Origin of the sequence: Microbacterium aurum (assembly GCF_016907815.1) — a bacterium.
Taxonomy (GTDB): domain Bacteria; phylum Actinomycetota; class Actinomycetes; order Actinomycetales; family Microbacteriaceae; genus Microbacterium; species Microbacterium aurum.
In genome coordinates this window covers 2531078-2543578 of sequence record NZ_JAFBCQ010000001.1, presented here as the reverse complement: position 1 = coordinate 2543578, position 12501 = coordinate 2531078, and the positions used below count along the sequence as shown (strand labels likewise).

Sequence of the window (12501 nt, the reverse complement as noted above, 5' to 3'; positions counted from 1 at the left end):
GCCGCGACTGTGCGGGCGACCCGATCCACCGCAGGAGACCGCTCATGACCCAGCCCATTCCCGCCGGAACTCTCACCGGAAGGACGGCGCTCGTCACCGGCTCCTCGCGCGGCATCGGCGCCGACACGGCGCGCTACCTGGCCGAGGGCGGGGCGAACGTCGTCATCAACTTCCGCAACAAGGCGCCGCGGGCCGAGAAGCTCGCCGCACAGCTGCGAGAGCTGGGCGTCGAGGTGCTCGTCGTGGGCGCCGACCTCACCGACGAGGCGTCGGTCGCCGCCATGATGGCGGCCGTGGAGGAGACCTTCGGCTCCCTCGACCTGCTCGTGCTGAACGCGTCCGGCGGCATGGAGAGCGGCATGGGGGAGGACTACGCCCTCGTGCTCAACCGCGACGCGCAGCTGAACGTCCTCGACGCCGCGCTTCCCCTCCTTCCCGACGGCGGGCGCGTCGTGTTCGTCACGAGCCACCAGGCGCACTTCATCCGCACGACCCCGACGATGCCGGAGTACGAGCCGGTCGCGCTGTCCAAGCGTGCCGGCGAGGACGCGCTGCGCGAGCGCATCCCGGCGCTGGCCGAGCAGGGCGTCGGGTTCGTCGTCGTCTCCGGTGACATGATCGAGGGCACCATCACCGCTACGCTGCTCGAGCGCGCCAATCCCGGCGCGATCGCGGGGCGCCGGGAGTCGGCCGGCAAGCTCTACAACGTGTCGGAGTTCGCGGCGGAGGTCGCTCTCGCGGCGGTCGAGCCGATCCCGGCCGACAACACGCGTCTCGTCGGCGACGTGAGTTCGTTCGGCGGGGAGTGAGTCCCCGGCATCCGCCCACACCAACACAGCGCCCCGCGACCGAAAAGGTCGCGGGGCGCCGTGTTGATGTGCGTCTTACTTGCCGAACGAGAAGGCGCGGAAGATCTGGATGATGCCGAGGACGATCGCCCAGATGCCCAGCAGCCACCACAGGACGACGGCGCCCCACAGCGGCGAGAAGAGCAGCACAACGCCGGCGATGATCGAGATGATGGCGAAGAAGACCGTCCATCCCTTGGAGGGGGCGTCGCCGAGGGTCGACAGTGCCACGACACCCTCGATGATCCACATGATGCCGACGAGGATGCCGAGGAACGTGGCCAGCGCGACGGCGGTGAGGCCGAGGTTCGAGAAGGCCACGATGCCGGCGATGACGAACAGCACGCCGAGCACGATGTGCCCGATGCGCGACCAGACGCCGCTTTGCTTGCTGAAGATGCCGAGACCGGCGTACACGAGTCCGGCGATGATCGCGTAGATCGCGATGATCGCGGTCACGACCATCGCCGTCTTGCCGGGCCAGACCACGATGAGGATGCCGAGGATGACGGAGAGCACGCCACCGATACCGAGAGCGATCCGGATGCCGTTGGTGGCGGTCTTCTCGAGGGAGGGTTCAGCGGTCATGATGTCGCCCTTTCTGGTCGATTCCTGTGAAGGAGTACATCCAGAGTAGCGCCGATGCGCTCGCGCCACGCGGATTGAGGCCGGACGCGGGGGGAGTGGCCCGCCGCGGTCACCCGAGCAGGGTGACGATCAGGAGGAGGACCGGGACGCAGCCGACGGTGGTGAGGAAGACGGTGTCGCGGGCGATCGTCTCGCCGACGTCGAAGCGCTGTGCGTAGTTGAAGACGTTCTGCGCGGTCGGCAGCGCGGCGAGCACCGTGACGATGAGGACATCGTGCGGCGAGAGGTGGAAGACGAACGCGGCGACGACCCAGGCGACGAGGGGCATGGCCGCGAGCTTGAGCGCCGACGCGAGCAGGATGTCGCGGCGTCGCCCGGAGGGGCCGAGGATGCGCTGACCGTGCAGCGAGATGCCGTAGCTGATCAGCAGCACGGGCACGCAGGCGTCGGCGATGAGCTGGAGCGGATCGAGGGCGATCGGCGGGAGGCGGATGCCGGAGAGGGAGACGAGGACGCCGAGCACGGAGCCGACGACGATCGGGTTGGTGACGGTGCGCCGAAGGATCGGAATCGCGCGGCGCTGTCCGCTGGTGACCGCCTCGAAGATCGCCATCGTGACCGGGGTAAACACGAGCAGCTGCAGCAGGATCACCGGGGCGGGGTACGCGGCGCTGCCGAGCAGGTAGAGCGAGAGGGGGATGCCGATGTTGTTGGAGTTGACCTGGCCCGCCGACAGTGTTCCGATGAGGGTCTCGGCGACGCCCCGGCGCCAGACGAAGCGGGCGACGACGGCGTAGACGATGAACACGGCGACGGCTGCGATCGCGGAGACGGGCAGGAGCGCGGAGAAGAGGGTGTGCACGTCGGCCTGCGCGAGCACGACGAAGAGCAGGCACGGCGAGAGGACGAAGAAGGTGAGGCGGCTGAGCACGTGCCGCGCGTGCGGACCCAGCAGATCGATGCGTCCGAGGATCCAGCCCAGTGCGATCGCGACGCCCACCACGACGAACCCGGTGAGCGTGTCCAGCATCCTTCGAGCCTATTGCGTTCGGCCCGGACGGGAACGGCGTGGGCAGGAGACCGCCGCGCCCGTCGCAGCGGAGACCGACCGGGTAAGCGGCGTCGGGTCGGCGGGGTTCCCGGGTGTCGCGTTCCCGATTCCGGACGACGCGAAATCGATCGTCATCTCCTTCGAGTGCGACGGCAGCGACCCGTTCTCCGTCGAACTGGGGGACTCGATGGCGTTGCGCCAGTCGCCGCTGGGCGGCACCTGCGGCGAGCCGGTGGAGCTGGCGTGGCCGATCCTTCCCGCCACCGGTGAGACCTTGAGCGTCATGGTGACGGGGGAGACGGCATGGTCGGCGACTCCGACGTTCTCCACGGAGGAGTTCGCCTACGACCGTGCCCTCGAGGCCGACTGTACGGCGTTCGCGGACGTGTACAGCGCCCTGACGAACGCGGACTCTGGGTTCGTCCACTACGGAGCGTTCGATGAGACGGAGTGGCGGACGCGTGTGGATGCCGCGACGCAGGAGTTGGCTGAGCTCGCCGCGGGGTCGACCTCCGGCATCCGGGTCGAGTTGGAGAGCATGTCCACGGCGCTCACCGAGACGGACCGCGTCCCGGGTCAATCGATGGCCGGCACTGAGGACGCACTCGGGCGCGTCACCGTCGCCTGCAACGTCAATCACACCACGTTGGTGCTGTCGGCGGAGTTCGACGGCTGAACGTCCGGGGCCGAACTTCGGCGAGTGAACTGCGGCGACTGCGTCGCGTATGCGCGGCGATGCGTTCCTGTGGCGCGCCGGGTCGTCGGGTCAGAAGGGTGCGTCGCCGGTGTATGCCGGGATGAAGGCGACGGGTGGTGCGGGGGCGTCTTCGCGGTAGATCCGTCCGGTCGGCGAGGTCCATTCCAGGACCCCACCCGACAGTTGTCGGACTTTCCAGGGTGTGAACTGCTTCATCGAGTGGTGTCGTTGGCAGAGGTGGGCGAGGTTCCATAGGGCGGTGGGGCCGCCTTTGGCGGCGTCGATGGTGTGGTCGATTTCGCAGCGGATGGCGGCGCGCCGGCATCCGGGCCATCGGCAGTGCTGGTCGCGGGCTTGGAGGAAGCGGCGTTGGGGCCAGGGGGTGCGGTAGCGGTCGACGGCGAGGACGGTGCCGTCGACGGGTTCGGTGAGTATGCGCGCCCAGGTGGGGGTGTTCGCGGCGAGGCAGCGTGCGGTGTCGGCGTCGATGGGGGAGCGTCCGACGAGGTCGGCGGGTCCGTCGTCGGCGCCGAGGAGGGTGAGGGCGGGGACGATGACCTGCACGTGCGCGCGGATGGTGCCGAGGGTTCCGGGGGCGTCGCCGGTCGCGGTCGGGTCGAGGGCGGGGGCGCCGGCGAGGAGGAGGTCGGCGAACACGTCGGCTCGGACCTCGTCGATGCTGCGGCGGTCCCGCGCATCCGGATCGAGACCGGTGTGGTCGCGGGTGTCGATGATGGTCTGTGCTTGCTGGGTGAGGCGGTCGAGGATGCCGTCGCCGATGACGGTGGGGACGTCGGCGATGACCGTGGACATGCCGTCCCGTCCGGGGATGAGGCGGACTTTCCGGCCGGTCGCGGCGTCCCGGTGACGGTCGGTGAAGGAGCGTTCCGCGGTGCGTTCGGCGAGGATCTCCAGCCCGGGGCGGACACGGTTCGGGGTGTCGTGCAGGCACCGTTCGATTGCTGCGGCTTCGTACTCGCCGCGCCGTGACACCGGGACGACCGTTCCGGCGTCGACGATCGCGCGGACGTGTCCGCGGGTGATCCGCCCGGCCTCCCACGCCGCGAGAGCGGCCGGGTATCCCTCCACGATCAGGCGGGCCTCACCGATCCGGGTCTGCATCGTCCGATCGGTGACCCGCGCGGCCCCGCCGAGCTCCGCCGCGATCGACCGCAACGCCATGTCATGCACCCGCACCGTGTCGCGGGAGCCGGCGGCCTGCTTCTCCGCGAGCCGGCCCGCACGCGCGAGCGCGCGCATCTCGGCGACTTGCGCGGCCGTCAGCTGCGCCTGCACCGCCTCGACATCCGCGACGATCTCCGCGAGCACGGCGATGTCACCATCACTGCTCGGGACCGACGCGAACACCTCTTCCATACCACCCATTGTGACGAGGGCCTCCGACATCGACGGGCCGATCGGAGGCGCCCGATGGCGGTGGGTGATCCTCACGCGATGCCGTCGTCCCACATGATGCGACGCAGGTGGGTAACGCTGATAATGCACATTATGTCAGCTCAGTAAATCCAGAACTTGCAGGAATTGCAGGATCTGGAGAACCGGCTAATCCCCTTCCCCGCTTGCATTAATCGCGCTTGACCAGGAATTACTCCGTTCTCGGGCGCCTCACGCATCCAGCAACGCCGGTCGGAATTCAACTGGTGACGATCCCTTTGGATTTACCCTCTGATCTGGTTTTCCGGATCCACCCATTGCGATTTCTGCAGGAATCCTGCAATATTCGCAGGCGAGGCGGTGGTGTCCGATGGTGGGTTCTGATGGCGGCGGGACGCTTTCATTCCTGCCTGTTCCCGGGGCTGCTCCAGACCCTGACGTCTTCCTCGAAGAGGTTCTTGACGCGTGGGCGGCGTCGTTGTGCTCGCGCGGCATCAAGGCAGGCTACGTGCGCACGAGTCGTTCGGTGGTGTTCCGCCTGTGTGACTCGGCGGGCAAGTTCCCCTGGGAGTGGAACGTGGGCGACGCGACCGACTGGTTCGATCATCTTCGTTCGGTTCGAGGGTTGGCACAGTCCACGCTGCGCGCGTATCAGGGCATGATCGAGGCATTCTGCGACTTCGCGACGAGCCCGGCGTACGACTGGAGCGTGCGCTCGGCTCAGATGTTCGGCCAGGTTTTCTCGCAGGTCGTCAACGAATTCAACCGGATCACGCACTCACAGACCAACGAGGCCAAACCCGAGAAGCGGGCATTCACTGAGGACGAGCTCCAGCAGCTCTTCGACCTCCTCGACGTGGAGTACGTGCGCGTGCTCGAGTCCGGGCGCAGCGGCGCCCTGACGGTGCTCAGAGACGCCGCGGCCTGCAAGATCGCGTACGGGTGGGGGCTCCGCGTCACCGAGGTCCGGCGGCTGCAGATCGTTGACTTCTCCGCGAACGCTCGCACACCCTACTTCGGCGACTTCGGCAACCTGCACGTGCGATTCGGGAAGGCGAAGGCCGGCCAGGTGTTCAAGCCGCGAAACGTGCTGACGGTGTGGCAGTGGGCCGCCGAGGTCGCCGAGGACTGGACGAACAACGTCCTCCCCCGCTACGGCGAACCGCTCACTGATCTGTTTCCCACCAACACAGGCAGCGTGGTGTCGGCGAACCACCTCTGGCAACGGATCAGCGATTGCGTCGACGAGCTTGGCTTTCCTCCGGGACTCGATTTCCACTCGCTGCGCCGTTCGTATGCGACGCATCTGCTCACGTCCTATCGGTACGACATCAAGTTCATCCAGATGCAGCTCGGACACGAGCACGCTGCGACAACGTCGATCTACACCCTCCCGGCGGCCGATTTCCAGATCGCCGAGCTCGCCCGAGTGCACCGGGAGATGCTCGAGGCGACCGGCACCGCGGTCGCCTTGCCGAAGCGAAAGCTCAGGCTTCCGCCGCGGCCGCCGCTCCCACCCAACCGCAAGAAGAATCGGGGCGCATCATGAGACGCGAGATCGAGTACCAGTGGCGAATCCGCGAGCTGATGGCCAGACAGCACATCACCAGCAGCACCCAGCTCGTCGAACCGCTTCGCGAGCGAGGAATCACATTGTCGGCCTCGCAGGTCTACCGCTTGGTGGCACAGGACCCGGAACGGATCGCGTTCAAGGTTCTCGTGGCGCTGTGCGACATCCTGCATTGCGAGGTGAACGATCTAGTGACCTTCACCGCGGCAGACGCCCGCACCATCCGCCAGAAGCGCGTCGCGAACGGCGATCCAGGCGTTCCCGACCTGCGCAACTACCGGCCCGTCCGCGCCCGCGTCACCCGAGACGATGGCTAGACCCCGCGAGTACGGCCGCGTCCGGCCGGCTACGTTGAACTCGCTCACACCGCCGGAGCCACGCGGGCGACCACGATCCGAGGGCGAGAAGCACTGCGACCGGTGCGGGCGCATGAGCGCCAAGATTCGCGTCCGCTGGCCGGATGGAGCGATCTGCGGCATCTGCTTCAGGGAAGCGGCCCACACGTACGGGGTGTGCGCGGGCTGCGGCGACGACCGCCTGCTCCCGGGCCGCGACGAGCACGCCAAGCCGATCTGCCGAGACTGCGCCGGCATCACGACCAACATGACCTGCGGCAGGTGCGGCGTCGAAGCCGAGCGGTTCCGCAACGGCCAATGTGCCCGCTGCGTCATCGAGGCCGACCTGACCGAGCTCCTCAAGCCCACCACTCCCCCAGATCTACGCATCAAACGACTGATCCAAGTGTTCGTCGAGTCAACACGGCCTGAGAGCATCTACACCTGGATGCGAGGCGAGAAGGCCCACGAGTTGCTCAGGAAGATCGGCGACAGAGAACTCGACCTCACCCCGGAGGCGTTCAACGCATTGCCGCGCGGGCATTCGGTGGAGCACCTTCGTGAAATCCTCATCCACAACCGCCTCATGGTCGCCCCCGCGGATCGGCACCTGGCGATCTTCGAAGGCTGGGTCGACGCCCGCCTACGTGAGCTGCAGCCCCATCCTGACGTGGCGTCGATCATCGAGCAGTACGCCCGGTGGCATCACCTGAACCGGCTACGTGAGCGCGTCGGCGTCGCGAACATGGACATCGCCTGCCGGAACGCACGACAGCAGATCACTGAGGCTGGCAAGTTCCTCATCTGGGTCGAACAGGCCCGGGAGCGAACCGTCGCCACATTCCACCAGGAAGACATCGACGCCTACCTGGATGGTGCGGTCACGACACGTTTCCAAATCAAGCACTTCATCGGCTGGTTCGCGCGCGGTCGTGGCGGATCACGGAAGCTCTACGTCCCGCCGCGCAAGGCGATCACCCTGCCCACACTCACGCAGGCGCAGCGCATCCAAGCGATCCGCAACGCGGTCGAGTTCGAACAAGTCGCGCTCAGCACCAGAGTCGCCGCACTCATCCACCTCCTTTGGGCGACACCGCTCACCCGCATCGTCAGACTCACAGCGGATCAGCTCGAGCTACGCCCGGACGGCATGTTCATCCGGCTCGGTGTGAACGTGAGCGAGATCCCCGAACCTCTCGCGCCCATGTTCTGGCGACAGCTCGAGGACCGCGACGGAATGACCACGAACACCGGCACCGACTGGCTGTTCCCGGGTTACCGTGCCGGCCGGCACCTGTCAGTTCCCACCCTGCAGCAGCGGCTCAACACGCTGGGTATCGACCCGCAGCGCACCCGGAACACGACCTTGAAACAGCTCACCGCACTCATCGACGTAGCGTCGCTTTCCGATTTGCTCGGGTATTCGCCGAAGACCCTCGCTCAGCATGCCGAGCGATCCGGATCCCACATGGCGCGGTACGTCGACGCGAAACAGCACGCCCATCGACCTTGACCCCAGCTGAGACCTAGGCGCCCGACTGAGCGAGCTCGCTGCCTGCCGGTGAGGAGGCCCGGCGAGCACCAAGCCAGGCAAGGGCCGCGGCAGCGGTGCCGATTGCGGCGAGGACGAGGGCCACAGCCGGGAGACCGAGCAGAGCACCGAGCGTGCCCGCCAAGGGGTACGTGATGATGAAGCACGCATGCGACAGCGAGAACTGCGCAGCGAACACCGCCGGGCGAGTCCCCACGTCGGATGCCCGCCGAAGCAGTCGAGCCGACGGTGTGAGCAGCAACGAGGTCGCCGCGCCGAGGTAGAACCACGTCGCGATGAGCGCGCCCCATGTTCCAGTCGACGCAGGCATCCCGATGAAGATGGCCGCCGCGACCAACCCAACCGGAAGCGCAATAGCGCCGGCGAGCATGACCTTGAGATCACGGATCCGGTCGAGCACCTTCGGCAGCCCGAGCGCCACGACCATGGACCCGGCGCCGTAGGCGGCCAAGAGGAGCGCGACATCGGTCTGGGGCCGCCCGAGGAGCCCCTGCACGAGCACCACGGTGTTCACGATGACCATCGCCGTCGAGGTCGCCACGACGAGGTTCATCGCGAGCAGGCTCCGCAACTCCGGCGTCCGCCAGAACACGCGCACCCCGCTGGTCAGCCGTTCGAAGAAGGGAGCCGGTTCGGCAGGGGCGATCTTCGGGAACTTGGTCGCGATCACGAGCGCCGCGGACCCGATGAAGCCGAGGAAGGTGCCGACGAAAAGGTTGTTGTAGGTGATGACCGTCAGCAGCGCCGCAGCGAGCATCGGACTCACCAACGCTTCGAGGTCGTACGCGAGACGTGACAGGGACAAGGCCCGCGTGTACTGCCCCTCGTCAGGGAGCACTTCCGGAATCACCGCCTGGAAGGCGGGCGTGAACGTCGCTGACGCGGCCTGCAAGACGAAGATGAGGATGAAGATCTGCCACGCTTCGGTAACGAACGGGAGACTGATCGCGACCGCAGCACGAAGCACATCAGCTGCGATGAGGACGTGCTTGCGCGGCAGGTGACCAGTGAGCGCAGCGACTACCGGGGCGACGCCGACGTACGCCAGCATCTTGATCGTGAGCGCTGTGCCGAGAACGACGCCGGCGTCACCACCGGCGATGTCGAACGCGAGCAACCCGAGCGCAATCGTCAGTAGCCCCGTGCCAAGGAGAGCGACGACCTGAGCGCAGAAGAGCTTCGCGTACGACGGGCTCCGGAGAACCTCAAGCACCAGTGATGCTCCTCACCGGCGCAGCGGCCGGCATCGCAGCGCGATGGTGCGCCGGGTTCTGATCGAGCGCGTGCTCGGCCTGGAAGATGGCGTCGGCGACCAGCTGACGAGCGTGCTCATTCGCGAGCCGATAGAACACCCGAGTGCCCTCCTGCCGAGTCGCCACGATCCGAGCCAGGCGCAGCTTCGCGAGGTGCTGCGAAACGGCCGCCGGAGACTTGTCGACGATGTCCGCGAGATGGTTGACCGACAGCTCCTCATCGCGCAACGCGAGGATGATCCGAATGCGAGTGGCATCCGCGAGCATCGAGAACACCTCGACGGCGAGCTCAACGTACTGACTATCCGGCGACAGCCCACATTTGTTATCTGCATTCATACGCAAATAGTTGCATTAACGACGCCAAACCGCCAATCCAGGCGGACAAGTCAGAGAGTTCTGGAAGAACGAGTAACTGACTTCACCATCAAGGTGGGAAAGCCCCCTCCCTGAGCCTCCCCTCACGCCGAGTGGGCTCGTTCCCGCCGAAAGGGTCTGCTTCCGGCGTCGATACGGGGCGCGCTCGGCGACAACGGGCGCACTCGGTGACCGCCGAGCACGCTGAGCGGTGCTGTCAGCGCGCGCGGCGCGTCCACACGTAATGCGCGTCGCGGCGTCGACCTGACAGCGCCGGTGCGGCCCGGCATCCGTACCGCGGGTAGCCTTGGAGGGGTGCGCCTGACCAGATCCTCCCCCGGACCGAACTGGCAGGCATGGTTCATCTGGGGCGTCGGGGTCACGGCGTACATGCTCGCCGTCGTCAACCGCAGCTCGCTGTCGGCGGTCGGCGTCGACACGGCGGAGCGGTTCGGCGCGGATGCCGCGACCCTGTCGATGTTCGCGGTGGTCCAGCTCGCGGTCTACGGCGGCATGCAGATCCCCGTCGGCCTGCTCCTCGACCGCTACGGCGCCCGCCCGATCATGGCGATCGGCATGGTGCTGATGGCGCTCGGCCAGCTCACGCTCGCCTTCTCCCCCAGTGTCGGCGTCGCCATCTTCGCGCGCACGCTCCTCGGCGCCGGCGACGCGGCCGTGTTCCCGGGCGTGCTGCGCCTCATCGCCACGTGGTTCCCCACCCAGCGCGGTCCGCTGATGAGCCAGTTGACGGGGCTCGTCGGCCAGGCCGGCCAGCTGCTCGCCCTGGCTCCGCTGGCCGCCCTCCTGCACGCCACGAGCTGGGAGATCGTCTTCGGCGGCATCGCGGGCCTGTGCGTGCTGTTCGCCATCCTCGTGTTCGTGTTCATCCGCAACCACCCGCCCCAGCTCGGCGCTGACGTCACCGTCGACACGAACACCGGTGCCATCCGCGTCGTGCGTTCGTCGATGGACACCGGCGTCGGCATCCGCGCCGCCTGGGCCCATCCGGGCACACGTCTCGCCTTCTGGTCGCACTTCACGACGCCCTTCGCCGGCACGGCCTTCGTGCTGCTGTGGGGCATGCCCTTCCTCACGGCGGGTGAGGGCCTGGCCAAAACGCAGGCCGCGGCGGTGCTGTCGACCTACGTCCTGATCAGCATGGTGCTCGGCCCCGTCATGGGCGACCTGTCGCGCCGCATCCCGCACCTGCGCTCACGCGCGCTCGTCCTGCCGGCGATCGCGACGCAGTTCGTCGTGTGGATCGCCGTCATCGCCTGGCCCGGACCCGCCCCCCTGTGGCTGCTGTACGTGCTGGCGTTCGGGCTCGCGATGGGCGGCCCGGCGTCGATGATCGCCTTCGACCACGCGCGCACCCACAACCCCGCGCACCGCCTATCGACGGCGACGGGCATCACCAACGTCGGCGGATTCCTCGCCGCCCTCATCGCGATCTTCGCGATCGGCCTCGCGCTGGACCTGCAGGGCGCGGGCACGCCCGACACCTACCGCCTCGATGCGTTCCGCATCGCCTTCCTCACGATGGTGCCGCTGTGGGTGCTCGGCTGGACCTTCATCGTGATCGAGCGCCGCAAGACACGGGTGCTGCTCGGCATGGATCAGCCGCGGACGCCTCGCCGCGACCGCTGACCGACTCTCAGACGGTGCCGTCGCCCGAGGTGCGCGACTCGGTGCGGGTGACCCGCTCCCCCACGGCGGGGTCGACCGTCCGCGTCACCTGCTCGGTGGAGCGGCGGCGGAACAGGAAGACCAGGCCCAGTAGCAACACGACCGCACCCGCGGCCATCATGATGTAGCCGATCATGTCGAGATCGACGAATTGACTCGTGTCGACGTTGATCGCGAACACGAGGATCGCTCCGATAACGATGAGGGCGATTCCAGCACCGATGCTCATGAGTGGGATTCCTTCCCGGGTCGGGTCTGAGGGTCATCCGACATCTTGGCGGACCGCGGCCCATGCCGCCCACACCCTTGACAGACGGATGCCGGGTGTGCTGGTCCTGGATCCGTGCGGCGCGGTCAGCGCGGGGAGACCTCGATCCACTGACCGCCGAACTTCGGCTCGCGGCCGTCGCCCGAGGAGGTGCCGGTGAGGCGGCGACGGAACCACGGCCCCAGGTGCTCGCGGAAGTACTCGCCGCGGGCGAGGCGCACGGCATCCGGCAGTTCCGGCAGCGACCACCACCCCTCCGGAACCCGCTGCCCGAGCGCCTCGAGCACGCGTGCGGCGACGCGATGGTGACCGCGCGCGTTCATGTGCAGGCGGTCCTCCGACCAGTACGACGGGTCGGACAGCTCGACGTCGGGCCAGTTGAGGGCGCGCACGACATCATCCCGCTCCCCCATCCGCGCCACGACGGCCGCGGACATCAGGTCGCCGCGCCGCTGGATCACGCGGCTCAGCGGCAGCTGCGCCGAGGGGTTCGCACCCGACAGCAGGATGAGCTGCACACCCTCCTCCTCGCAGCGGCGCAGCACCTGGCTGAACGCGTCTGCGATGTGCGAGATCGACGTCCGGGGGCGCAGCATGTCGTTGCCGCCGCCGTTGAACGACAGGTGGGTCGGCTTCAGCGCCAGCGCCGGCTCGAGCTGCTGCTCGACGATCGGCCATACGAGCTTGCCCCGGATCGCGAGGTTGGCGTACTGGATCGGCTCGCCCAGTGAGTCCGCCCAGCCGGCGGCGGTGAGGTCGGCCCAGCCCCGCACGACCCCGTCGGGAAGCTCATCGCCGACGCCCTCGGTGAACGAGTCGCCGATCGCGACGAAGCGTACGGATGCCATCCCCCCAGCCTATGACCGACGGCGCGACCGTCCCGACGGCCCGACCGTCCCGA

General features: G+C 67.7%; 13 protein-coding genes. 6 read left to right on the top strand and 7 right to left on the bottom strand.

Annotated elements, in window-relative coordinates:
• Positions 1-44 precede the first annotated feature (44 nt).
• Positions 45-809, top strand: a complete 765-nt coding sequence (locus JOD60_RS12510; RefSeq protein ID WP_076690916.1) for an SDR family oxidoreductase — start codon at positions 45-47, stop codon at positions 807-809.
• Positions 810-884: 75 nt separating this feature from the next.
• Here the strand turns inward: JOD60_RS12510 and JOD60_RS12505 are convergent, their stop codons facing one another.
• Positions 885-1436: an HdeD family acid-resistance protein gene (locus JOD60_RS12505; protein ID WP_076690914.1), complete on the bottom strand. Its 552-nt coding sequence runs from the start codon at positions 1434-1436 to the stop codon at positions 885-887.
• 109 nt (positions 1437-1545) lie between these two features.
• Complete coding sequence (locus tag JOD60_RS12500) at positions 1546-2466, bottom strand: AEC family transporter (RefSeq protein ID WP_076690908.1); 921 nt, start codon at positions 2464-2466, stop codon at positions 1546-1548.
• Between JOD60_RS12500 and JOD60_RS12495 the strand changes: the two genes are divergently transcribed.
• Positions 2450-3163, top strand: a complete 714-nt coding sequence (locus JOD60_RS12495) for a hypothetical protein (protein ID WP_157127947.1) — start codon at positions 2450-2452, stop codon at positions 3161-3163. The genes JOD60_RS12500 and JOD60_RS12495 overlap by 17 nt on opposite strands.
• Before the next feature lie 90 nt (positions 3164-3253).
• Here the strand turns inward: JOD60_RS12495 and JOD60_RS12490 are convergent, their stop codons facing one another.
• The gene (locus JOD60_RS12490) at positions 3254-4561 is read right to left on the bottom strand and encodes an HNH endonuclease signature motif containing protein (protein ID WP_076690907.1); all 1308 of its coding nucleotides are present in this window, start codon (positions 4559-4561) and stop codon (positions 3254-3256) included.
• 526 nt (positions 4562-5087) lie between these two features.
• On the opposite strand from JOD60_RS12490, the gene JOD60_RS12485 reads away from it, so the two are divergent.
• The 3 genes from JOD60_RS12485 (at position 5088) to JOD60_RS12475 (ending at position 7997) form a co-directional block, all read left to right on the top strand.
• Entirely contained in the window at positions 5088-6128 is a 1041-nt protein-coding gene (locus JOD60_RS12485) for a tyrosine-type recombinase/integrase (protein ID WP_198159049.1), read from the top strand.
• Positions 6125-6466, top strand: coding sequence for a helix-turn-helix domain-containing protein (locus JOD60_RS12480; RefSeq protein ID WP_076690905.1), 342 nt, complete (start codon positions 6125-6127; stop codon positions 6464-6466). The genes JOD60_RS12485 and JOD60_RS12480 overlap by 4 nt, the downstream gene beginning before the upstream one ends.
• Before the next feature lie 112 nt (positions 6467-6578).
• Positions 6579-7997 carry a site-specific integrase gene (locus JOD60_RS12475; protein ID WP_076690904.1) on the top strand — a complete coding sequence of 473 codons (1419 nt, stop codon included), beginning with the start codon at positions 6579-6581 and terminating at the stop codon, positions 7995-7997.
• Between the two features lie 13 nt (positions 7998-8010).
• Here the strand turns inward: JOD60_RS12475 and JOD60_RS12470 are convergent, their stop codons facing one another.
• Both JOD60_RS12470 and JOD60_RS12465 read right to left on the bottom strand, forming a co-directional pair.
• Complete coding sequence (locus JOD60_RS12470) at positions 8011-9249, bottom strand: MFS transporter (RefSeq protein ID WP_076690903.1); 1239 nt, start codon at positions 9247-9249, stop codon at positions 8011-8013.
• A complete protein-coding gene (locus JOD60_RS12465; protein WP_076690901.1) occupies positions 9242-9628 on the bottom strand; it encodes an ArsR/SmtB family transcription factor in 387 nt (128 codons plus the stop codon). Before JOD60_RS12465 ends, JOD60_RS12470 begins: the two co-directional genes overlap by 8 nt.
• Before the next feature lie 408 nt (positions 9629-10036).
• On the opposite strand from JOD60_RS12465, the gene JOD60_RS12460 reads away from it, so the two are divergent.
• Positions 10037-11293, top strand: coding sequence for an MFS transporter (locus tag JOD60_RS12460; RefSeq protein ID WP_198159188.1), 1257 nt, complete (start codon positions 10037-10039; stop codon positions 11291-11293).
• Between the two features lie 7 nt (positions 11294-11300).
• On the opposite strand, the gene JOD60_RS12455 is transcribed toward JOD60_RS12460, so the two are convergent.
• Positions 11301-11561, bottom strand: coding sequence for a DUF6458 family protein (locus tag JOD60_RS12455; RefSeq protein ID WP_076690899.1), 261 nt, complete (start codon positions 11559-11561; stop codon positions 11301-11303).
• 125 nt (positions 11562-11686) lie between these two features.
• Positions 11687-12448: an SGNH/GDSL hydrolase family protein gene (locus tag JOD60_RS12450; protein ID WP_076690898.1), complete on the bottom strand. Its 762-nt coding sequence runs from the start codon at positions 12446-12448 to the stop codon at positions 11687-11689.
• Positions 12449-12501 lie beyond the last annotated feature (53 nt).

Bases quoted from the DNA above. Each gene is read 5' to 3' on its own strand.
- JOD60_RS12505 (WP_076690914.1), bottom strand. From the start codon at position 1,436: ATGACCGCTGAACCCTCCCTCGAGAAGACCGCCACCAACGGCATCCGG.
- JOD60_RS12455 (WP_076690899.1), bottom strand. From the start codon at position 11,561: ATGAGCATCGGTGCTGGAATCGCCCTCATCGTTATCGGAGCGATCCTC.
- JOD60_RS12500 (WP_076690908.1), bottom strand. From the start codon at position 2,466: ATGCTGGACACGCTCACCGGGTTCGTCGTGGTGGGCGTCGCGATCGCA.
- JOD60_RS12450 (WP_076690898.1), bottom strand. From the start codon at position 12,448: ATGGCATCCGTACGCTTCGTCGCGATCGGCGACTCGTTCACCGAGGGC.
- JOD60_RS12475 (WP_076690904.1), top strand. From the start codon at position 6,579: ATGAGCGCCAAGATTCGCGTCCGCTGGCCGGATGGAGCGATCTGCGGC.
- JOD60_RS12480 (WP_076690905.1), top strand. From the start codon at position 6,125: ATGAGACGCGAGATCGAGTACCAGTGGCGAATCCGCGAGCTGATGGCC.
- JOD60_RS12510 (WP_076690916.1), top strand. From the start codon at position 45: ATGACCCAGCCCATTCCCGCCGGAACTCTCACCGGAAGGACGGCGCTC.
- JOD60_RS12460 (WP_198159188.1), top strand. From the start codon at position 10,037: ATGCTCGCCGTCGTCAACCGCAGCTCGCTGTCGGCGGTCGGCGTCGAC.
- JOD60_RS12490 (WP_076690907.1), bottom strand. From the start codon at position 4,561: ATGGAAGAGGTGTTCGCGTCGGTCCCGAGCAGTGATGGTGACATCGCC.
- JOD60_RS12465 (WP_076690901.1), bottom strand. From the start codon at position 9,628: ATGAATGCAGATAACAAATGTGGGCTGTCGCCGGATAGTCAGTACGTT.